The organism is Chloroflexota bacterium (genome assembly GCA_016197225.1).
In the GTDB taxonomy this organism is placed as follows: Bacteria; Chloroflexota; Anaerolineae; order Anaerolineales; family VGOW01; genus VGOW01.
The window spans coordinates 23273-44968 of record JACPWC010000016.1 but is presented as its reverse complement, the minus strand read 5'-3'; the positions used below and the strand labels follow the sequence as shown (position 1 = coordinate 44968).

Annotated in this window: 22 protein-coding genes; 21 read left to right on the top strand and 1 reads right to left on the bottom strand. The window is 58.2% G+C overall.

Annotated elements, in window-relative coordinates; genetic code table 11:
- The first annotated feature begins 142 nt into the window (after positions 1 to 142).
- The 12 genes from HYZ49_03305 (at position 143) to HYZ49_03250 (ending at position 11890) form a co-directional block, all read left to right on the top strand.
- Entirely contained in the window at positions 143 to 1096 is a 954-nt protein-coding gene (locus HYZ49_03305; protein MBI3241302.1) for a 2-phospho-L-lactate transferase, read from the top strand.
- A gap of 27 nt (positions 1097 to 1123) precedes the next feature.
- Positions 1124 to 1744, top strand: coding sequence for a 2-phospho-L-lactate guanylyltransferase (gene cofC / locus HYZ49_03300; GenBank protein ID MBI3241301.1), 621 nt, complete (start codon positions 1124 to 1126; stop codon positions 1742 to 1744).
- 173 nt (positions 1745 to 1917) lie between these two features.
- Entirely contained in the window at positions 1918 to 3747 is a 1830-nt protein-coding gene (locus HYZ49_03295; protein MBI3241300.1) for a hypothetical protein, read from the top strand.
- 42 nt (positions 3748 to 3789) lie between these two features.
- Positions 3790 to 5157 (top strand): winged helix-turn-helix transcriptional regulator, encoded by a 1368-nt coding sequence (locus tag HYZ49_03290; protein MBI3241299.1) that lies wholly within the window; start codon positions 3790 to 3792, stop codon positions 5155 to 5157.
- Positions 5158 to 5295: 138 nt separating this feature from the next.
- Positions 5296 to 6120 (top strand): SPFH domain-containing protein, encoded by an 825-nt coding sequence (locus HYZ49_03285; GenBank protein MBI3241298.1) that lies wholly within the window; start codon positions 5296 to 5298, stop codon positions 6118 to 6120.
- 33 nt (positions 6121 to 6153) lie between these two features.
- Positions 6154 to 7215 carry a M48 family metalloprotease gene (locus HYZ49_03280; GenBank protein MBI3241297.1) on the top strand — a complete coding sequence of 354 codons (1062 nt, stop codon included), beginning with the start codon at positions 6154 to 6156 and terminating at the stop codon, positions 7213 to 7215.
- Positions 7199 to 7867 carry a hypothetical protein gene (locus tag HYZ49_03275; protein MBI3241296.1) on the top strand — a complete coding sequence of 223 codons (669 nt, stop codon included), beginning with the start codon at positions 7199 to 7201 and terminating at the stop codon, positions 7865 to 7867. The genes HYZ49_03280 and HYZ49_03275 overlap by 17 nt, the downstream gene beginning before the upstream one ends.
- A 301-nt stretch (positions 7868 to 8168) precedes the next feature.
- A complete protein-coding gene (locus HYZ49_03270; protein ID MBI3241295.1) occupies positions 8169 to 8723 on the top strand; it encodes a GrpB family protein in 555 nt (184 codons plus the stop codon).
- A gap of 168 nt (positions 8724 to 8891) precedes the next feature.
- A complete protein-coding gene (locus HYZ49_03265) occupies positions 8892 to 9398 on the top strand; it encodes a GNAT family N-acetyltransferase (protein MBI3241294.1) in 507 nt (168 codons plus the stop codon).
- A 60-nt stretch (positions 9399 to 9458) separates the two neighbouring features.
- Positions 9459 to 9770: a type II toxin-antitoxin system RelE/ParE family toxin gene (locus tag HYZ49_03260; protein ID MBI3241293.1), complete on the top strand. Its 312-nt coding sequence runs from the start codon at positions 9459 to 9461 to the stop codon at positions 9768 to 9770.
- Positions 9763 to 10050, top strand: coding sequence for a type II toxin-antitoxin system MqsA family antitoxin (locus HYZ49_03255; protein MBI3241292.1), 288 nt, complete (start codon positions 9763 to 9765; stop codon positions 10048 to 10050). The genes HYZ49_03260 and HYZ49_03255 overlap by 8 nt, the downstream gene beginning before the upstream one ends.
- Before the next feature lie 769 nt (positions 10051 to 10819).
- The gene (locus HYZ49_03250; protein MBI3241291.1) at positions 10820 to 11890 is read left to right on the top strand and encodes a DUF4173 domain-containing protein; all 1071 of its coding nucleotides are present in this window, start codon (positions 10820 to 10822) and stop codon (positions 11888 to 11890) included.
- 11 nt (positions 11891 to 11901) lie between these two features.
- On the opposite strand, the gene HYZ49_03245 is transcribed toward HYZ49_03250, so the two are convergent.
- Entirely contained in the window at positions 11902 to 13047 is a 1146-nt protein-coding gene (locus tag HYZ49_03245; GenBank protein ID MBI3241290.1) for a CapA family protein, read from the bottom strand.
- A 464-nt stretch (positions 13048 to 13511) separates the two neighbouring features.
- On the opposite strand from HYZ49_03245, the gene HYZ49_03240 reads away from it, so the two are divergent.
- From HYZ49_03240 to HYZ49_03200, 9 genes are all read left to right on the top strand, one after another.
- Complete coding sequence (locus HYZ49_03240) at positions 13512 to 15167, top strand: F0F1 ATP synthase subunit alpha (GenBank protein ID MBI3241289.1); 1656 nt, start codon at positions 13512 to 13514, stop codon at positions 15165 to 15167.
- Between the two features lie 3 nt (positions 15168 to 15170).
- Positions 15171 to 16085, top strand: a complete 915-nt coding sequence (gene atpG, locus HYZ49_03235) for an ATP synthase F1 subunit gamma (protein ID MBI3241288.1) — start codon at positions 15171 to 15173, stop codon at positions 16083 to 16085.
- A 62-nt stretch (positions 16086 to 16147) separates the two neighbouring features.
- On the top strand, positions 16148 to 17539 hold the full coding sequence (gene atpD / locus HYZ49_03230; GenBank protein ID MBI3241287.1) for a F0F1 ATP synthase subunit beta: 1392 nt from the start codon (positions 16148 to 16150) through the stop codon (positions 17537 to 17539).
- Positions 17540 to 17624: 85 nt separating this feature from the next.
- The gene (locus HYZ49_03225) at positions 17625 to 18059 is read left to right on the top strand and encodes a F0F1 ATP synthase subunit epsilon (GenBank protein ID MBI3241286.1); all 435 of its coding nucleotides are present in this window, start codon (positions 17625 to 17627) and stop codon (positions 18057 to 18059) included.
- An 87-nt stretch (positions 18060 to 18146) separates the two neighbouring features.
- Positions 18147 to 19154: a rod shape-determining protein gene (locus HYZ49_03220; GenBank protein ID MBI3241285.1), complete on the top strand. Its 1008-nt coding sequence runs from the start codon at positions 18147 to 18149 to the stop codon at positions 19152 to 19154.
- Positions 19155 to 19404: 250 nt separating this feature from the next.
- Entirely contained in the window at positions 19405 to 19581 is a 177-nt protein-coding gene (locus HYZ49_03215) for a hypothetical protein (protein ID MBI3241284.1), read from the top strand.
- A 14-nt stretch (positions 19582 to 19595) separates the two neighbouring features.
- The gene (locus HYZ49_03210) at positions 19596 to 19979 is read left to right on the top strand and encodes a DUF2089 domain-containing protein (protein ID MBI3241283.1); all 384 of its coding nucleotides are present in this window, start codon (positions 19596 to 19598) and stop codon (positions 19977 to 19979) included.
- 13 nt (positions 19980 to 19992) lie between these two features.
- Entirely contained in the window at positions 19993 to 20352 is a 360-nt protein-coding gene (locus HYZ49_03205) for a hypothetical protein (protein MBI3241282.1), read from the top strand.
- Between the two features lie 3 nt (positions 20353 to 20355).
- Positions 20356 to 21696, top strand: coding sequence for a hypothetical protein (locus HYZ49_03200; GenBank protein MBI3241281.1), 1341 nt, complete (start codon positions 20356 to 20358; stop codon positions 21694 to 21696).

Sequence of the window (21696 nt, the reverse complement as noted above, 5' to 3'; positions counted from 1 at the left end):
GGTCTCCCGGCTTTACCGGGAAATGGGACGCGGATTCACACGGATAAACGCAGATTTTATTTTTTATCAGCGAAAATCAGCGCGCGAAGCGTCCGCGTCCAAAATGTCTTTCACACCAAACCCGGTAGAGCCAAAAATTGCTATGACGATCCTCACTTTCGCCGGTGGCGTGGGCGGCGCAAAACTTGCCTTCGGCCTGGCTCGCGCTCTCAAGCCTGAGCAACTCACGATTGCCGTCAACACCGGCGACGACTTTGAGCATCTCGGCCTGCGCGTCTCGCCCGACCTGGACACGGTGATGTACACCCTCGCCGGACTCGCTAACCCCGAAACCGGCTGGGGCCAGATCGGCGAGACGTGGAATTTTTTGGAAGCCGTCGGTCGGCTGGGCGGCGAGACCTGGTTCCGGCTTGGCGACCGCGACCTGGCGACTCACGTCGAGCGCACGCGCCTGCTTCAAGCTGGCGAGACCTTGTCGCAAGTGACGCAACGTTTTTGTCGTCAACTCGGCATAACCAGTGAAATCATTCCGATGAGTGATGACCCGGTTCGCACCCTCGTCCACACTGGCGACGGGCCACTGCCGTTTCAGGAATACTTTGTTCACCGACGGTGCGAGCCGCGCGTGCGCGACTTTGAATTTTTGGGCGCGCCCTCGGCCCGGCCCCTGCCGCGTTTGCTCGAACGACTGGCCGAGGCCGAAACTCTGATCTACTGCCCGTCGAATCCTTACGTCAGCATCGCGCCGATTTTGGCTTTGCCGGGGTTGCGGCCTCTGATCGAGTCGCGGCGGGCGGCGGGAATGCCGGTGGTCGCCGTCTCGCCCATTGTCGGCGGCATGGCTCTCAAAGGCCCGGCGGCCAAGATGATGACTGAGTTGGGGCTGGAAGCGACGGTGACGGCCCTGGCCGGGCATTACGCCGGTTCGATAGACGGCCTGGTGATAGATCGAATTGACGAGACCGTTGCCCCGGAGATCGAATCGCTTGGCCTCAAAGTGCTGGTGACCGACACCGTGATGCAAACGGACGAAGACAAGATTCGACTTGCCCAGGAAACGATAGAGTTTGCCCGCTTACTGATTACTGTTCACTGACGACTAATCACTGTTCACTTCCCACTCATGTCCATCTGGGCCATCGTCCCTGTCAAATCCTTCAAACGCGCCAAGACCCGACTGGCCCCGGTGCTCTCGCCCGAAGAACGCCAGACCATCAGCCGCAACTTTCTCACCCACACCCTCGAAGTGCTCAATCAGGTTCCCGAAATTCAACGCACGCTCGTCATCAGCCGCGACCCGGCAGTGCTTCGCCTGGCCCGCAAGCATCAGGCTTACACCGTCACCGAGTCCGAGCGCACCGAGTTGAACGCGGCCCTCACCCGCGCCACCGACGTGGCCGCGCAGTTGGGCGCGCACGCGGTGCTGGTGATGCCGAGCGACATGCCTCTGCTCGACCCGGACGACATTCGCAAATTGATTGCGGCCTCGGACGAGCCGGAGTGCGTCACCATCGCTCCCGACTGGCGCGATTACGGCACCAACGCCCTCTTCATGCGCCCGCCGCGAATCATTCCCTACGTCTTCGGCCCCGACAGCTTTGAGCAACATAAGGCGCTGGCTCGCGACCGGGGCGCGCGCGTTGAAATTTGCCGCTTTCCGGGGCTAGGGCTGGACATTGACGTGCCTGAAGACCTGGCGAAGTATCGTAAGCAACTCAAGCAGGCCGAGCGGCGGGCCGGTTGACCGAGATTCGAAAGTTTGATTGGATTTACGCAAACCCAGGCGGCGATTTACCACCAAGCCTCAAAGGCACGAAGTTTCACAAAGATTTCTTGGTGGCCCTTTGTGTCTTGGTGTCTTTGTGGTGAATTGATTGAATCAATGCGTAAATTCGGCTTGAACAAAAGACACTCCCTTTGAAGCGCAAACTCTCTCTGTTGATCGTAGCCGCTCCGGCGCTGGCGTATTGCGTTGCGCTGATCACGGGCTGGCCGTCTCTCGTTTACGGCAACGCCGAGTGGGTGTGGACTCGCCGCCCGGCCCCGCTCTCGGTTGCATTCCTTTGGCCTCTCTTGTTGATGGTTGCCTGGACGGCGCTGGTGGCCTGGCGGGAGAGGCGACCCACGCGAACGACGGTTGCCCCGTTGTTGATTGGCGCAGTGCTGGTGAGCGGTTTTCTGCCGTATACGCTCCTGTCCCTGCGCGGCGATCCGATCCGGCAGATGTTGCAGATCACGGCTTCGACGACGAGCGGCAGTTACTTCAACGTCGGCGCTCGAATTGACGACCCGAACGAGTTTCTGATCGCGCACATTGACCGGATGGGCGGTTATCGTGAAGTGCATGCGCGCACGCACCCGCCCGGCATCCCGCTGATCTTTTATATGGCCCGCAAGTTGTTCGAGGCCTGGCCGGGGCTGGGCGAGCAGGCCGGGCGCCGGCTCTTGCGCGCCGACTGTCTGCACCCGGAGATGATTGGTTTTTCGTATCCGCAAGTGGCGAGCGCGTTGGCGCAGTTTGCACTGCCGTTCTTCGGCGGCCTGGGCGTTCTGCCGTTGTTTGCTCTGGCTCAAACATTTTTCGGTCGGCGCACGGCTTTGCTCGCCGTCGGACTCTATCCGTTCATTCCAGCGCTGTCGGCGTTTGCTCCGGCCTTCAATCAACTCTACGTGCCAATTGCCCTGGCCGGGTCCTGGCTCACCTGGCAATCCATCATCAATCACCGGGTGTGGCCGGCTTACGCCCTCGCCGCCGGACTTCTGCTCTCGCTCGGCAGTTTCATCAGCTTTGGCAACATCGCCTTTCTTGGGCTGAACGGTTTTCTCGTCGGCGGCTGGTTGGTGACAAAGCGGCACAACCGGGCCGACTGGGGCCGGGCGATCACGATTGGCTTATTGATGATCGTCGGCCTGTCTACAGTATGGATCGTTTATTGGCTGGGGTGGGGCGTTTCGGGAATCGCCATGTATCGCCGCGCGCTCGAAGTGCATGGCGACATCGGGCGCAGTTACTGGCTCTGGGCCTGGTACAACCTTTACGACTTCGCCAGTTGGACGGGCCTGGCGCTCCTCGGCCCGGCGCTGTGGCTGTGCTGGCAGAGCCGTCGCAGACGGCGTTGGTCGGCGCTGGCGCTCGGCTTGCTGGGCTTCATCCTCTTGCTCGACTTCTCGGCGTTTGTGTTGGGTGAGACGGCGCGGCTGTGGCTCTTCCTCTCGCCGCTGTGGATGTTGTTGGGCGTTGCCGGCGCAGTGCGTTTACGCCTTCCATCAGTGGCGCTGTTAGCGTTGATGGGAACGCAAGCCATCGTCGCCGGTTGGATGTTGCAACCCATCGAGAGCGGGCGTGAGGGGCAGGGGTCGCCGACCCCGGTTTATCAACTTCCGTCGGACGCCCAACCTTTAGACTTCACCCTCGACGGCTCAATTCGACTCGCCGGTTACAACGTTGACGATGACAGGGTGACGCTGTACTGGCAAGCCCTCAAGCCTCTGGCCGAAGACTTCACCGTCTTCGTTCATGCCACCGACTCGAACGGGCAACTCGTGGCTGGCCACGACGGCCAGCCGCAAGACGGCCAACTGCCCACCCACTGCTGGCTGGCCGGTGAGGTGGTGGCCGACACGCATGTGTTGGGCATGCCGCCCGGCGAGATCCAATTTTCCGCCGGGATGTATCGTTGGCCCGAACTGCAACGGTTGCCGGTCTCGCCGCCTCAGCCGGGGGAGACGATTCTTTTGCAACCCTGACCCCGCCCGGCTAAATTTTGGGAAGCTGGCTATAATGCCCTCATGCCCGACCTTCCTCATCCTCTCACTTTCCGTTCCGAAATCATTGAGCCGCTCGTCGAGTCCATCCGCGCCGGCGAGTCGTGCGCCCTCGTCGGCGTGGGCAGTTCCGGCAAGTCCAACATCGTGCGCTTTTTGCGCGAGCGCGACGACGCCCGCCAGCACTACTTTGGCGCTGACGCCCGCCGCCTGCTGTGGCTGATGGTGGACTGCAACGCCCTCGACTCTTACGAAGAGCATAGCCTCTACGCGGCCATGATCGATTCGTTGACCCACGTAGTGTCCGCCCGCAGTGATCTTGGCGCGCTCAACGCCACGCTCGGCGATCTCTACCGTGAAGCCGTCTCGCCCGAACTGCGCTCCGGCGCGTTCCGCGCCCTGAGCCGGGCAGTGGAAGCGGTGAAGGCGGCGAGCAACTTCCAGTTCGTTTTCGTTCTCGACGATTGCGACACGCTGGTTCAGAAATGCCAGCCCGCCCTCTTCCGCCGCTTGCGCGCTCTGCGCGACGACTCCAAGTATCAACTCGTCTACATCACCGTCACCCGCCGCGAACTGCACCGCTTGCGCCCGACCTCGCCGGAGTTCGAGAGCTTCTTCGAGATTGCCGTCATGCGCTCGTTCGCTGTCGGGCCGTACAGCGACGCCGACGCGCGCACCATGCTGGAGCGCCTCGCCGCCCGCCTGCCGCAACCGCGTCCACTCGAGCCGTTGGCAATAGACCGCCTCCTCACCGCCACCGGCGGCCACCCCGGCCTGATCAAGGCCGCCTTCTTTGCGACCCGCGCCGGAGAGACCGCGCTGGAATCCGATCTCATTGAGACATTGATCAACGACTCGGCGGTGATGGACGAGTGCCGCAAAATTTGGGACAGCCTTGAGGACGAGGAGCACGCCGGTTTGGTTGCCGCTTCGCAGGGCAGGCCGGTGACCGGCCCGGCGCTGGGGGCGTTGATGGCCAAAGGCCTCATTCGCGAACGAACGGACGGCACGCACGCCATTCTCTGTCCGCCGCTCGAAACTTACGTGTCGCAGAAGGCCGGGGCCAGGGCGGCCACACCGCCACCCAACGCGAAAGGCGGCGAGGCCGTCATTGAAATTTTCCCCGGCGTGAAATTGGTGCGGGTGGACGGTCGAGAGGTCAGCGGGTTGAGCAAAGCCGAGTTTGATCTGTTGTGTGTCCTGGCTGAAAAGCGCGGCCAGGCCTGCTCGCGCAGTCTCCTGCTGGAGCGAGTCTTTGCCGCCGAGGCGCATCGAGCTAGTGAACTGGACGCGGCGCTGGATCGGGCTGTGGCCGAGTTGAAGCGCAAGATCGAGCCACCGGGCAAGGTTTTGATTGCCTCTGCGCCCGGCGGCGGTTATCAATGTCTGTAGCCGCTTCACCACGAAGACACGATGACACGAAGAAACACGAAGAAACAAGAGAATGCTTCGTGACCTTTGTGTCTTTGAGACTTTGTGGTACGCGAAGCGGTTGCCTGGATTTCTGTAAGCCAGGACTGGAGAGAGAGTATGTCTGAGTCTGCGCCGCCCCTGTTTCGGTTTTTATTGTGGATCGGCGGGCCGTTCGGCCTGTACTACGTTCCAGAGAATCACGTGCGCCTGGTGCGGCGCATGGAGCAGTATCACCGGCTGGAGCGCGGTCCCGGTTTCAAACGCTACAACACCCTGACCGAGACGCTCGGCCCGCAGTTCAAGGTGGGCCTGGAGGCCTTCTCGTTTCAGTTCGACAACCTGCCGACGAACGACGGCCTGCAGGTGGGCTTGCGCTTTGCCCTGAACTACGAGTTTGCCCCGGAGAAGATCGCCAAGCTGACGACCATCGCCAAGTTGGGCGGGCTGAGCCGCGACGTGTTCTGCGAGATCGTCGCCAACCGGGTGCGGCGCGCCCTGCTCAACATTCTGCCAGCCTACGCCGCCGAGGTCGTGTGCCGGGCGCAGGAGTTTGAGAACATCGAGAAGCAGTTGGTGGCCAACACCAACAAGTTGCTGGAGCCGTTAGGCATTGCCATCAGCAGTCCTCTCATCTTGCAGGTAACGCCGCCCGACAGCTTGCGCGCCCGCTTCGAGGGCGTGGCCCAGCGGCGGATTCAAGTGGAAGCCATGCGCGAGTATCAATCCACCGAGATGAGCCGGGCGCTGGCCGCCGAACTGATCGAGGGCGTGGCCGGGCGCGGGACCGGCGACCAGTACGTGAACCCTTCGGCACTCCTTTCAGTCGCAGGGCAAGCTGTGGGCGACGCCCTGGACACCTACAACCAGCCCGACCCGAACGCCTCGCCGACCTTGCCCGCTGATCCGGAGCGGAAGTCGTTCTTGAAGCCGAATAAGAAGTAGGGATGAATTGCAGTATATTAGGCTTGTGAATATATGCAATCAAACTTGCGTGCGACCTTCAGCAACATATTTGTAAGCGCCGCTCTTGTTTTGGTATTCTATCTTGGTTTTGCACTTGCATTAGCTCTTGGATATTGGGCGTTTATTATCCTCGCGGCGAACAGCGCCAATGAAACACTTGTGAGAACGGCGCCTGTCTTAGGCCCATATTTAGGTGGTGGACTGACTCTATATTACACATTTCGAATTATCCGACTATTTAAGGGAAAGATTGACTTTGGCCTTCCTCTACATGAAACCCAATGCGACGAACTGGATTATCTCATTTTGGATGTAGCAAATGATCTTGATGTCCCAGGGCCAGACGAGATTTTTCTCTCATACGGACCCGAAGCCTTTGCATACGAAGTGACACTGACTTCTGACGTTAAACGAGTGCTCTGTATAGGATGGCCTCTTGTAAGGGTCTTAACGGGGGCTGAACTCAAGTCCGTCATCGCACATGAACTCGCACATTTTGATAATCGTGCATTCTTTGTTCACCACAGTATTTGGAGGTTAACCCAATCTATTGGCAAGGTAAAAGCTATTCTATCTAATGAATTGAGCAATACTGTATATTTAGCAGTAGCAGGCTATTTGCGAGTCATTCAACCACTTTACGACGGAATAACTCGAAATCTTCATTACGAATTTGAATTCTATTGTGATAAACAAGGTGCAGAAAGATTTGGCTCGAACATTTTCTCTGGCGCGCTTACAAAGGTTGTAAAACTGCAAATTTGTTTTAATGATTATCTTGAACGATTTCCAAACGATCCCGCGAATTCTTTCTTTGATGATTTCCTCAATTACTACTTACAATTGATGTCGGCACCTGAATTAGACGAAGTCATGGCCCGAGTATCAGACGAAAACACACCTTCGCATCCGTCGTTAAACAGTCGTATTCAAGCAGTTAAGGACATCCCTTTACAGCTTGATGTCACTAACCCAATCATTCAAGATGACGATAAAATTCGCGGGATACAGTTGGCCGTTGCAAGTTTCTATGCAACAGCCATTAGGAGTGCAAGAAATGACAAACGAAACTGATGATACCAATGGTGCTACTAGCGATCATGGAGTTTCTATTGCGGGAAGTGCGGCGGCTCTAAAGTTGACAGACCCGCAATCGCTTCGAGCTTGGTGGCATACGATCTTGCGCAATTATGGGCGATATCCTTGTTATGCTATTTTTCTCATTCTCGCATCGGATACCGACGCACTTCTTTATCTAAAAAAATATAATAAAGAGCTTCAATCTCTGTCTGGGTCAAACTGCTTGGTTCTTGCGCTAAGCGAAAAGGAATTTAGAGTTACGCGGTTTGCAGGAGATCAATGGTACAAGTTATTGTATAAGCAATCTAGTGAAGGATATAGTGTGCAAGTTGCCCGTTTGTTCAATATAGACTTTACTCAGTTCCCGTGCCTACTTATTTTTGATGATATACGTTCACCAGACTGTGTAATCGTTAAAATGGCAAAGAAAGATGTAAACGAAATCAACCAAACTATGCGCGCAAAGTTCTCGATTATTCAAAAGGCTGTCTCACAGGGCAAGGACCCATTGGATTTGTTAGAACATGAGGGGAATGTTGAGACTATTCGTGGTCAGGGGAAAATCGTAATGGGAAAAGTAGGTAGCTTCACCGAAAAAACTCTTGAATCTATTGTAGATGCATTGGTCAATGCGGTTATCAAGTGATAATCTGGTGTTGCAACCCGGCGTTGTAGCCAACACGCGTGCTTTACATGTCGCTGAACTCCAGCGTGAAGCGATTGCAGACCTCTACGAATAATGGTGACCCATTACGCTAGCGATAATGCCCACTTATACAACTCGCTAAACTAGAGCCTTCACCATAACCCCTCAACAAAACACAGCCCTCATTCGCCGCTTCTATCAGAGGTTTGGGTGAATGGAAAATTTGACGCGGCTGATGATGTTTTCGTAGACAACTACACCCGCTACGATTTGCGCCTCGGCAATCCATGATTCGACGTAGATGCCAAGCCTCTACACTTTCACCGATTACTCCCCGGATTGGCCGGCGGCCTTTGCCCGGGAAGCCGAGCGGCTAAAAACATTCCTCGGCGAGGCGTTGGTGGCCGTGCATCACATCGGAAGCACCTCGGTTCCCGGCCTGGCGGCCAAACCCATCATTGATCTGCTCCCGCTGGCCCGTGATCTCTCGCGCATAGAAGCCACGACGCCCGTTCTGCAGGAAGCCGGCTACACGGCCTGGGGCGAGTATGGACTTCCCGGCCGGCGCTACTTCACCCACGACAGCGGCGGGTATCGAACGCACAACGCTCACATTTATCAGGCGGACAATCCAGATGTCGAGCGTCACCTTGCCTTCCCCGCCTATCTGCGCAGTCACGCCCAGGCGCGGGCCGAATACGAAGCCCTCAAGCGCGAAGTCTATGCGCGCCACCCGGCGGACATTGCCGCTTACAACGATGCCAAGGACGCCTGGATCAAACACCTCGAACCGATCGCCCTGGAATGGTATCGGCGGCAGGCTCAAATAAAGGAGGCTCTCCCGGCTTCAACGTGATTTGCAAGGCGACCCTGTCATTCTGAGCGAAGCGAAGAATCTCTACATCTCCGTTCCGAGCGCTATCGCCTCTCATAAAGGCCGGCCCAGAGACCCTTCGGGAAGAACGCCCTCAGGATGACAACAATCCCGCTAAAAACGGAAGAGCCATAAAGGAAAGGTATCAGCGTGCAGGTTCTTGAAACAGAGCGCTTGATTCTTCGGCGATTCTCGATTGAGGACGCAGACTTTATTCTTGCGCTCCTCAACGAACCTTCATTCATGCATTTCATCGGCGACCGAGGCGTCAGGACGCTCGACGATGCTCGCGGTTATATTTCAAATAGGCTCATTGAAAGCTACGAACGTTTCGGCTTTGGGCTGTATTTGACCGAGTTGAAGGAACCTCGGACTCCTATTGGAATGTGCGGCCTGATCAAACGGGACACATTAGAGGACGTGGACATCGGCTTCGCCTTCCTGCCCCAATTCTGGTCGAAGGGTTATGCCGTTGAGGCGGCCTCAGCGGTGATGGACTACGGCAGAAGCGTCTGGGGGCTGAAGCGCATCGTGGCAATTGTCTCGCCAAACAATGAGCGTTCCATCAATGTGCTGAGCAAGCTTGGCCTGACCTTCGAGCGCGCGATGCAATGGCCGGATGACGGCTCGGAGATCGAACTGTATGCTTCGGGTTGAAACGCAGGAGACAAGTACAAAGGGCTGGTCAGTTATACGGCTTTGCCGTATAATGCCGGCATGGAGTTTGTCGAAACGTCTGCTTTCACCAAGTTGATTTACTCCTATCTTTCAGACAACGAGTATTTGGGGCTTCAAGTCTTTTTACTCAAATATCCAGAAGCGGGCAAAATCGTTCCTGGTTCAGGTGGAGTCCGAAAACTACGATGGATGATGGCTGGCAAAGGCAAACGGGGCGGTGTGCGTGTCATCTACTATTTCAAGAAACAGGACAACGAAATCTGGATGTTGACGATCTACGGCAAAAGTGACAGGGAAAATATCCCGGCACATATCTTGCGTCAAATCGCGGAGGAACTCAAAGATGGCTGAACGTAACATAGGCCAGGAAATTCTTGACGGCATTCGTGAGATCAAAGCTTACAAGGCCGGTCAACGGGTTTTGCGGACGCACAATTTCAAACGCCCGGCCCCACCCCAAAAAATACGCGCCAAACTTCAGTTGTCACAAGCCGCTTTTGCAGGATTAATGGGAGTGAGCTTGAGGACGGTGCAAGATTGGGAGCAAGGGCGCCGCAAACCCAGTGGGCCTGCAATAGCTTTGCTTCGAATTGCTGAACAACATCCTGAGGTTTTCAAGCAATTGATGTAGAGTAGCCTCGTAACAAATCGTTACCCGGAAATTTCATTAAAGACGCTTAAGCGTCTTTTTTCGTCAAGCACTCAGGTGCGTCAAGGTGCGTTGTCAGGCGGTGGAAGCGGGTGGGGTGGTTGAGGTAGACTGAGGCGAATGGAAATACTTGTGACCTGCTTTCAACGGATGCCTTCGGCAAACGGAAAAACGGATGGCTGTGCAAACACATCCGCTTTTCCGTTTCCCATCCGTTGAAAGCCCGTTTATATGACTCCGACCTCTGAACCTGCCCTCAACACCTCACCCAAACCCGCCAACGCCTCCCGCGCCCTGCTGGCCGCGCTGTTGATCGGCTACAGCGTGGACCTTCTGTTTTACAAGAAGCCGTTTGGCCTTTCCTTCCCGGTCTTCGTCGCCCTCGGCGTGACCTTGCTCCTGGCCCTGGCGCTGTTAGAGCGTGTCCGGCCCTCTCTCAGCTCGCTGTGGCTGTTGCTTCCAATGGGCGCGTTCGCCGCTTACACTTTTGTGCGGGCCGAGCCGCTCACCACCTTTGTCAACGTGGCCGTCACCCTGACTCTGGGCGCGTTGTGGGCGCGCACGTTTTATCACGGCCAACTCTTCCGCTTCGGCTTGCTGGATTATGCCGTCAACTTCCTGCTGGCCGGGATCGAAACAGTGTTGCTCCCTCTGCCCGTCCTGCTCTCGGCGGGCCGGGATCGTCGCCGCGCCCATCCTGCTCTTGTTTGCCGCCCTCCTCGCCGCTGCCGATCTCGTCTTTGCCGACCGTTTGCGCGATCTGCTGGAGTGGCTCAACCTCGACAACATTCCCGAATTGATCTGGCGCGGCGGCTTGATTCTGATTGCCGCCTTCTGGGCGCTGGGCGTGCTGGCCCAGGCGCTCTGGCCGCACAGCCGCTACTCGCCGCTCGGCGCGGAGAGGCCGCTCGTGCCGCCCTTCGTCGGCCTCATCGAAAGCGGCATCGTGCTGGGGAGCATTAACCTCCTCTTTGCTTCGTTCGTCGTCATCCAGTTCCAGTATTTGTTCGGGAGCACGGCCAACATCACCGAGGCCGGCTACACCTACAGCGAGTACGCCCGCCGGGGTTTTGGCGAACTGGTGATGGTGGTGATGATCACGCTTCTGATCCTGCTGACGTTGAGCACGGTGACTCGCCGCGACGGGCGGGCCAGGGCGGCCGTCTTCAACGTGTTGAACGTGATCATGGCCGCTCTGGTCGGAGTGATGGTCGTCTCGGCCCTTCAACGCCTGTTGCTCTACGAAGCCATCTTTGGTTTCACCCGCCTGCGAACCTATTCGCACGTGGCGATTATCTGGCTGGGTCTGTTGTTTCTTCCGTATCTGGTTGCGCTGTTGGCCGGACGCTTGCGCTGGTTTGCCCCCGGCGCGCTGCTGGCCGTCATCGGTTTCACGACCACTCTCAATGTGATTGACGTGGATCGCTTCATCGCCCAACAAAACATTCACTACTACGGACAGACTGGCAAGCTCCACACCACTTATCTGATCACCCTTTCAGACGACGCCCTGCCGGAGCTGATGCCATTACTGCGAAGCGAAGACTCAGAGGGGGTCAATGTTCTCGGCCCGGGCCTGGTCTGCCGGGCGGCGCAATTGAAACAAGGTTATGCCAAAGCAAGTTGGCAGGCGACGCATCTCTCGCATCAAGCCGCGCTCGATCTTTTGCGCTCCGACCCGTTGCTGGTTCGCTGGCATGTCTACAAGTTGGGCGAGTATCCTTACGGCGACTTTGTCTACGTGAACGGCGAGCGCACCACCTGCGACTCTTTGCTGGAAAGTTTTGTGCTGGAGCCGGGACTGACGAGCGAGTACAGGTAGAGTCACTTTGTTCAGCGCGCCCCGCGCTCGACCAGCAAGCCGGCGTTGGCCTGCTCGACGCTGTCGAGAATCTCTTTCGCCTTCTCCGGCTCGGCCCAGCGCGGCTGGTAGTTGTCGTGAATGTAGATGGGCAGTAGCCGCCAGCTTTCGAGCGTTGCCCCGCGAAAGACCGCCTCAAAGACCACGCCCTGTTTCGTCTTCTCCGACCAGCCCTGGTCGAAAACAAAATTCCCCAACGCATAGGCGACGACCCCGTCTGGAAACGTCTCCACCGCCTGCACCCAGTGCGCCTGGTTGCCGATCACCAGCGTCGCGCCTGCATCCATCATCGCTCCGGCCAGCTTGAACTGATCCCAGTTCGGGATGTCGGTGTACTCGCCGCCCCACTGCGGCAAAACGATCACCACGTCGGCGAGGGCGCGCGCCGCTTTGATGTCGGCGGCAATGTTTTCGATCAGGAGCGGGGCGGTGCCGGGTTCGGACTCGCCGGCCCACATTTCCTGCCCGACGGATGAAGCGGCCAGGAATGCGAATCGAATCCCGTTGTGTTCGATGACGAACGGGGCGCGGGCCTCTTCCAGGGTCGAGCCGCCGCCGACGGCGGCAATTCCTGCCGCCTTTAAATTCTTCATCGAGTCGAGCAAGGCCTCGTTCCAGCATCCAACCGCGCCGCAGTTTTTGATGTGGTTGGTGGCCACGCTGATCACGTCGAAGCCGGCGAACTGCAAACCTTCGGCAGTGCGCGCCGGGCCGACGAGATTCATGGTCTGCGGGCAGCTCAGGGGCGTGGCGCGGTCGGTGATGGAGCCGTCGAGGCTACCCACCGCAATGTCGGCTGACCGGAGTTCGTCGGCCACGGCCTGGTAGGGCAGGGTGAAATCATCCGCTTCAATGGCGATCCTGGCAACACACCGGCCCGGGTTGATGTCGCCGGTAAAAAGAATGCGAGTGAGGGCAGGCGGTGTTGAAGTTGCGGTTGGGCTGAGGGTTGGCGCGAGGGCGGGGGCAGGCGAGGAGGTGGAGTTGAGTGTTGCGGCCTCGGCGGGGCGCTGGTCGAAAGCCGCACGGCTGGCAGTGGCGCAGGCGCACAGGCTCAGGGTGATCAAAGCAAGCAGGCAGGTTGCGCCTGAAGCGCGGCTGGGAAAATTTTCAGTCATGGTAACTGCTCAGGGCAAAAACCGGAACGCAGATTTCGCAGAAAAAACGCTGATGGACGCGGATACAAACAAAAAGAGATCAGCGAAAATCTGCGTTGTATCAGCGTTTATCTGCGTTCTGAAAGACTGGTCTGAGTAGTTACCAGTCATGAAGATATTGCCGTGAATCATGAGGCCTGGTCGGACTCATTGTATCCAGAAATGAGGCGCTGGCCGTTGGCAACTCGTCACAATCGAGTTTCGTTTCGGTATCGTCGTCGTTTGCCTGTTGGTCGGGCGGGTCTTTGGGTTGGCAGAAGATTGGAAGCATGAATAAATGAAATTTGATTGTGAACGGCTGGACAAATCAGGTGTTCTAAGATATTATTTCAGCGCCATAATATCCAGTTCCTCAAGGGACTCATCAACTTAACTCCCCTCAACACCTCAACTAAATTCAGGCGCGGTTGCGCTACGGAGGCATAATGACAGATCTCATTCAACAAATTGCGGCTGACCTGCAGAAACAAATTGAAGCGTATGCGCCGAAGCTGGAAGCGAAAGATGTGGGCACGGTGCTGGAGGCGGGCGACGGGATCGCCCGCGTTTCAGGCCTGGCCGGCGTGCAAGCCTCGGAACTGGTGCAGTTCGTCAACGGCTCGTTCGGCATCGCCTTCAACCTTGAGGCGGACAACGTCGGCGTCATCATCATGGGCGAGTACGCTTCCATTGCAGAAGGCTCCACCGTGCGCGGCACCGGCCTCATCGCCTCGGTTCCGGTGGGCGATGCCCTGGTGGGCCGGGTGGTGAACGCCATCGGCCAACCCATTGACGGCAAAGGCCCCATCAGCACCTCCAACCGTCGCCCGGTCGAGCGCATCGCTCCCAGCGTGGTCTACCGGCAGGACGTGGACACCCCTTTGCAGACCGGCCTCAAGACGGTGGATGCCATGTTTCCCATCGGCCGCGGGCAACGCGAGTTGATTATCGGCGACCGCCAGACCGGCAAGACCGCCATCGCCATTGACACCATCATCAACCAAAAAGGCAAGGACTGCTTCTGCATCTACGTTGCCATCGGCCAGAAGAAAGCGGCCATTTCTCGCATCGTCGCCACGCTCGAAAAATACGGCGCGATGGAATACACCACCGTCGTTCTCGCCTCTGCCGAAGACCCGGCGGCCATGCAGTACATCGCCCCGTTTGCCGGGTGCGCGATGGGCGAAGAATTTTTGGAGTCCGGGCGCGACGCCCTCATTATTTACGACGACCTCTCGAAACACGCTTGGGCCTATCGCCAGGTGTCTCTTCTTCTCCGCCGCCCGCCGGGCCGCGAGGCTTATCCGGGCGATGTGTTTTACCTCCACTCGCGCCTGCTCGAACGCGCTTGCCGCATGGCGAAACAATACGTCATCGTCAAAAAAGACGCTGAACCCTCGGTCGCCAATGCAGTGGATGGCAAGGCCTACAACGGCCCGCTGGCGAAGCACGACGCCGATACCGCCCTGAAAGCCAGAAGCGACGCCGCCCATTTGGACGTGAAGCAGTTGCCTGGCACCGGCGGCTCACTCACGGCCCTGCCAATCATTGAAACCCTGCTGAGTGATGTCTCGGCCTACATTCCTACCAACGTCATCTCGATCACCGACGGCCAGCTTTATTTGGAAAACGACCTCTTCAACGCCGGCATCCGCCCGGCGATTAACGTCGGTATCTCCGTCTCTCGCGTGGGCGGCGACGCGCAAACGAAAGCCATGAAACAAGTGGCGGGCCGCCTCAAGCTGGAAATGGCCCAGTTCCGCGAATTGGCCGCCTTTGCCCAGTTCGGCTCCGATCTCGACAAGGCCACCCAGCGCCAACTCGAACGCGGCCAGCGGTTGCAGGAGATCCTCAAGCAGTCGCAATATGTGCCGGTGCAGTTGGAGCAGGAAGTGGCCGCCATCTTCGCCGTCACCAACGGCTTCGCCGACAAAGTGGCGGTGGACAAGATGAAGGATTGGGAGGCAAGCCTGTCGCGCTACCTCGAAACTTCCTACGGTCAACTGCTCAAAGACATCGCCGACAAGAAACAGATCACCAAAGAAACCGAAGCCGGCTTGCGCGAAGCCCTGCAGGCCTTTAGCTCAACCTGGCAGGCGTAACCCATGGCCTCAGCACGCGAGATGCGGCTCCGCATGCGGAGCGTCAAAAATATTTCTCAGGTCACGCGCGCCCTCGAAGCCGTGAGCGCCTCCAAAGTCCGCAAGGCGCAACAGGCGGTGATGGCCACTCGCGCTTACGCGGGCAAAGCCTACGACATCCTCACCGACCTCTCGAACCAGCCCGGCAGTTTGGCGATGTTGCACCCGCTCCTCACTGCCCGCGAGACGGTGAAGACGATTGAGATTGTTCTCGTCACCAGTGATCGCGGCCTGGCCGGCGCGTACAACTCCAATATCGTCCGGGAGACGATGGCCTTTGCCCGCGCGCAATCGGCGGCAGTGCGTTACGTGACGGTGGGGCGCAAAGGACGCGACCTGGTATTCCGGCGGCGCGGCCAGATCGTGGCCGAGTTTGGCAACCTGCCCACCACACCCACCACGCTCGACATTGCCCCCATCGCCCGCACCGCCATTGACGATTTTCTTAACGGGGCCGTGGATGAAGTTTATCTGGCTTATACCGACTTCGTGAACACCATCAAGTTAATCCCGACGGTGAAGAAGCTGTTGCCGTTCAGCACGACGGGTATGACACGGGCCGGGTTGGCTGGCGTCGGCCACACCGACGGGCCGATCGGCCCCCGAGTGCCGTTCATTTACGAACCTAACGCTCAGGAGTTGCTGAACACCATCCTGCCGCGCTTCACTCAATTGCAAATTTTGCAGGCGGTGTTGGAAGCGGGAGCCTCGGAGCACAGCGCCCGCATGGTGGCCATGCGCAACGCCACCGACAACGCCGAAGAACTGGTAAGCACCTTGCAACTGCAATACAACAAGGCGCGCCAGTTGGCGATCACCAGCGACCTGTTAGACATCGCCGGCGGCGCGGAAGCGCTGGCGAAGGCAACGCAGAAATAAGAACGTGTTTCGTGTTGCGTATTCCGTTACGCAATACGAAATACGCAACACGGAGAAACGTTATGACACTTTCTAATGGAAAGATTGTTCAAATTCAAGGCGGCGTGGTGGACTGCGAGTTCCCCGCCGAAAACCTGCCTGAAATTTATGAGGCAGTTGAAATTCATCGTCCCGGCACAGAGTCGCTGGTGCTGGAAGTGCAGAAGCACCTGGGCCACAACTGGGTGCGCTGCGTGGCGATGGACACGACCGATGGCTTGCGGCGCGGGGATGTGGCCGCCTCCACCGGGGCGCCCATTTCAGTGCCGGTTGGCCCGGCCACCCTGGGCCGCATCTTCAACGTGCTGGGCCGCCCTATTGATGAACTGGGACCCGTGTCGAGTGACACCTACTATCCCATCCACCGACCCGCGCCCAAATTTGAGGATCAGTCTACCCGCGTGGAAGTGCTGGAGACCGGCATCAAAGCCATTGACCTGATTGCCCCGTTCACCAAAGGCGGCAAGACCGGTATCTTCGGCGGCGCGGGTGTGGGCAAAACCATCGTTATCACCGAACTCATTCGCTCCATTGCCACCGTCCACAAAGGCAACTCGGTGTTTGCCGGGGTGGGCGAGCGCACCCGCGAAGGCACACAACTGTATCGCGAAATGATTGAAGCGGACGTGATGAAGGACACGGTGATGGTCTACGGCCAGATGAACGAACCGGCGGGCGTGCGCCTGCGCGTGGCCCTGACGGCGCTGGCGATGTGTGAATACTTCCGCGACGAAGGCCGGGACGTGTTGTTGTTTGTAGACAACATCTTCCGTTTCGTCATGAGCGGCTCGGAAGTGTCGGCTTTGCTTGGCCGCATGCCTTCCGCCGTCGGTTATCAACCATCGCTGGCAACTGAAATGGGTGAACTGCAGGAACGAATCACCTCCACCAAGCGCGGCTCGATCACTTCCATGCAAGCCGTCTACGTGCCCGCCGACGATTACTCCGACCCGGCCCCGGTGGCGACCTTCACCCACCTCGACGCCACCATCGCCCTCGAGCGCCCGATTGCCGCGCGTGGCATCTTCCCGGCTGTTGACCCGCTCACTTCAACTTCCCGCGCCCTCGACCCGCTTATTGTCGGCGACGAGCACTATCGCACCGCCCGCGAGGTCAAGCAGGTATTGCAGAAGTACAAAGACCTGCAGGACATCATCGCCATCCTTGGCGTGGACGAGCTTTCAGAAGACGACAAACTGCTGGTCGCCCGCGCCCGCAAGATCGAGCGCTTCTTCTCGCAGCCGTTCTTCGTGGCCGAACGCTTCACCGGCGTGTCAGGCGCTTATGTGCCGATGAAGGAGACAGTGCGCTCTTTCCGTGAGATTCTCGACGGCAAACACGATGACCTGCCGGAGCAGGCTTTCATGTACATTGGCACGATCGAAGGCGCGGTTGAGAAGGCGAAGACGCTTTAGTCGAATAGTCTGTTGGTCAAGTAGTCTGGTAGTCGGCGAATGACTATCCGGCCACTTGACCACTTGACTACCCGACTACCTGACTATGCCAATCCATTGCGACATTGTGACTCAGGAACGCATCGTCTTCTCCGACGAAGTGGATATGGTGGTTGCGCCAGGGATTGACGGGGTGCTGGGTGTTCTGCCCCACCACGCGCCCTTGCTCACCACTTTGAAGCAGGGCGAACTGCTTGTTCGCAAAGGCGGGCAGGAATATCCATTCGCCATCGGCGGCGGCATTTTGGAGGTGACCCCCAGTAAGGTGACGGTGCTGGCCGACTCGGCTGAACACGCCGACGAGATTGACACTGCGCGCGCTGAGGCCGCCCGCAAGCGGGCCGAAGAACTGCTGGCCCAGGGCCTGCCGCCCGGCTCCGACCGCTTTGCCGAGATCGAGAATGCCCTCCGGCGCTCGAATATCCGCTTGAAGGTGGGCCAGAAGAAACGTCGTTCAGGCTCGCCACCGATGATGGGTTAGTGATTGCTCCGCAACCTCCCGAAGGCTCGGACATTGAGCCTTCGGGAGGTTTGCCGATACGGGCAGTTGTAAGTAGAATACCCCCTCATGGCGCTTCTCTCTAAAGATATTGGCATTGACCTGGGCACGGTCAATGTGTTGTGCTACGAAAACGGCGAGATCGTTTTACACGAGCCGTCTATTGTGGCGATCCAGGTGGACGAACAGAAGATCGTCGCCGTGGGGCAGGAGGCCAAAGAAATGCAGGGCCGCGCCCCCGAGTCGATTGAAGTCATGAGGCCGCTTCGCGACGGCGTTATTGCCGATTACGAAGTGACCGAACGCATGCTCTACTACTTCATCCAGAAAATATGCGGCCCGTTTCGCCTCTTCAAGCCGCGGGTGATGGTGAGCGTGCCTTATGGCGTGACCAGTGTTGAAAGCCGGGCGGTGTACCAGGCGGCCCTGCAGGCCGGGAGCCGTGAAGTCTATTTGGTTCAAGAGCCGCTGGCCGCCGCGCTCGGGGCCGGCCTGCCGGTGGGAACGCCGACCGGCAACATGATCGTTGATCTCGGCGGCGGGGCCAGCGAGGCGGCGGTGATTGCCGTCAACGGCATTGTCGTCGCCAACTCGGCCCGGATCGGCGGCATGAAACTTGACGAAGCCATCACTAGCTACATTCGCAAGAAATATGGCCTGGTCATCGGCGAGCCGACGGCAGAAGATGTGAAGATCAGAATCGGTGCGGCAGTGCCGGTGGACGAAGAGTTGACGATGGAAGTGCAGGGCCGGGATCAGGTGACGGGTTTGCCCCGGGCGGTGACGATTAGCACCAGTGAAGTGGTGGAGGCCATGACTGAGCCACTTGGTTCTATTATTGGCATGGTCAAAGCAGTGCTGGAGAAGACACCGCCGGAACTGGTTTCCGACACCATTGATCGGGGAATGGTCGTGTGCGGGGGTGGGGCGCTCTTGCGCGGGATTGATAAGTTGTTGACTAAAGAAACGGGTGTGCCAGCCTATTTGGCCGACAACCCGCTGGCTTGCGTGGCCATTGGATGTGGCAAGGCGCTTGAGAGCTACGACCTTTTCAAGCCAAACTTGCCGAGAGTTTAGCTCCCAAAACGACAAATTGTTCAAAAAGCGGACTTCTGACGAGACAGAAGCCCGCTTTTTCGTTACATAAAAACATAATTTTGAAAAGTCAAAGAGCGAAATAAATAAAATTGATTTTTTAATCAAGAAAATTGAAAAAGTTATTGACAAAATTTATTTATATCTTATAATGAGTCAAGAAAAGGGAAATAGATATAAATAAGCATCTCGTGTCCGAATTTTCGGGCATTTGTTCTATCAGGAGGAACCCATGGATGACTTTCAGAAACTTGAACTTTATACCAACTCCCGGCGCGAAGAATTGCTGGAAGAGGGTCGTCATACCCAATTGCTTGAGGGTTTCAAAGGCGGCTACCCCCGAGTTCGAGAGGTGTTGATCGCCTCAACCGTTATTCTGCTTGGCCTTCTTGCCTGGTGGGCCTGGTAGCCGGCGGGGGAACGATGCATCCAATTATTGGAACCTGCCCGGTGTGTGGCGAGATGCTCAACGTCACCCGCCTGCATTGCCGAAGCTGTGACACGACTATTGAAGGCCGCTTTGCCGTGAGCGCCCTCGACCGTCTCAACCCGGAGCAGATTGCCTTCGCCGAAACGTTCATTCGCTGTGAAGGCAAGCTCAACCGGATGGAAAAAGAAATGGGCCTGTCTTATCCCACCCTGCGGGGCCGGTTGAATGAACTGATCCGGGCCATGGGCTTTGAGGTGGGGCAGGAAGAGGCGGCCCCGACCGGGATCAGCGATGGTGAACGCCGCCAGATTCTTGACGATCTCTCCAGCGGTCGAATTACTTCTGAAGATGCCGTCAAACTCCTGCAGGGCGGCTGACGAGGACTTCCCTATGAACCTTGAACGTTCCCACATCCTTGAACAACTGGCCTCCGGCCAGATTTCTGCCGACGAGGCGGCCCGGCTTTTAAATCAGCCGCCGGCTTCGCCCGCTTCTTTTGACGCCCTGGCCGCCAACCGCTGGTTTCACGTTCGCGTTACCGACCTGGACACCGGCAAGCAAAAAGTCAGCGTCAACCTGCCGCTCTCGCTGGTGGATGCCGGGCTGAAGATTGGGGCCAGGTACGAGCCGCAAATTGCCGGGCTGGACTTGCGCGAGATTATCGAGCAACTCCAGGCTGGCACGGGCGGGCGGCTGGTGGATGTTGAGGATTTTGAAAGCGGCGAACACGTCGAAATCTTTGTGGACTGATCTATGAACACCGAACAGATCACCCTCACGACCGGTGAGGCACCCGAAATTGTGATTGACTCCATCGCCGGCGATTTGCGCCTGTCGGGCTGGGAGCAAAACGAATTTTATGCCGAGACAGATGACCGGAAGATGTTGACCGCCGAGCAGAAGAACGGCGAGATTCGAGTGACCTGCCTTTCCGATTGCGCCATCCGCGTCCCGCGCCGCGCTGTGATCAAGGTTGCGCACGTGGCCGGCGACGCCCGGATCAAGGCGATTGAGGGCAACTTGCGATTCGATCACGTGAGCGGCGATCTGGTGTTGCGCCAGGTGGCCTCGGTGGAAGCCGGGCAGGTGGATGGCGACGTGAGCGCCAAGAAAATTCGCGGCTCACTGGTGTTGAAAATTGTGGGCGGCGATGTGTCGGCGCGAGGGGTGGCGGGCGCGTTTGCCGCCGACCAAGTGGGCGGCGACCTTTACCTGCGCGACGCCCACGCTGCTGCGCGGGCCGTCGTCGGTTCCGACATTATTCTCAGCCTCAATTTTGCGCCCGGCCAGGAATATCATTTCCAGTCAGGGTCAGACATCATCTGCCGCGCGCCGTCGAACACCTCAGCCTCATTCAACATTCTGAGCGGCGGCGATATTGCCGTGGACGTGTTTGGCGCGACGGTCGAAGGCAACTCCCGGAACAAGATGGTGACGGCTGGCAATGGCGCGGCCAAAGTCAATTTGCGGGCCGGCGGCGACGTTTCGCTGTCTGATATTGCCTCGGGTTCTGATGTGATGGGAGAAGTTGGCGACCGCTTTGGCGAAGAATTTGGCATGATGGCCGATGTGATGGCCGAAGAGTTGTCGGCGCAAATTGAAGCCCAGATCGAATCGCAAATGGCCGATTTCGAGAAGCAACTGACGGACCGCCTGGCCGGGTTGGATATCACGATGGGCGCCAGCCGGGTGAACGCCGACGAGATCGCCGCCCGCGCCCGCCGGGCCGCCGAGCGCGTTTCAGACTCGGCTCGCCGCCGGGCCGAGGCGGCTGAACGACGAGCCAAGTCGTTGGCCGAGGCCGCCGAGCGCCGGGCGGAGGCGGCGCGCGAACGCGCCGAGCGCAAGGCCGAGCGCCACGCCGCTCATGCTACCCACGCCGCCGATCGCTCCAAACGGAGTTCGTCGTCCACGTGGCGGTTTGATTTTACGCGGCCTCTGGCCCCTAAACCGCCAGTGCCGCCCAGGCCACCCGTGCCGCCGGTTGAACCCGTCAGCGACGAGGAGCGAATGTCCATCCTGAAAATGGTGGAGCAGGGCAAGATTACGGTGGCCGAAGCCGAGAAGTTGTTGGCGGCGATTGAGGGGAGATAG